The organism is Glycomyces salinus (assembly GCF_016428645.1).
Taxonomy (GTDB): Bacteria; Actinomycetota; Actinomycetes; order Mycobacteriales; family Micromonosporaceae; genus Glycomyces; species Glycomyces salinus.
On record NZ_JAELXW010000154.1, the window covers coordinates 1 to 221 of the forward strand.

The 221-nt window shown below is 62.9% G+C and carries 1 protein-coding gene; it reads right to left on the minus strand.

Annotated features, from left to right (window positions below; all coding sequences use genetic code 11):
* Positions 1–221, minus strand: a 221-nt coding sequence (locus tag JFB92_RS24410; RefSeq protein WP_199044503.1) for an RHS repeat-associated core domain-containing protein, incomplete at both ends; no start/stop codon positions are given.

Genomic DNA, 221 nt, shown 5'->3' on the forward strand with positions numbered 1-221 from the left:
CAGTGGTACTTCCGGTTCGGGTCCTGATTCTGGGTCGGTGCACGCTTGACCTGCTCACCGTTGTACCCGTCGCTCGAGGTGATGTACAGCCCTGACGGGTCGGCGAAGCTCACCGGCGAGTAGTTCGCGTAGTTGTAGCCGCCGATCTGCTGGGCGTCGGCGGGATCCAGTATCGGGTCGGCCGAGATGAAACTGCCCAGGGTCGGGTCGTATTCTCTGGC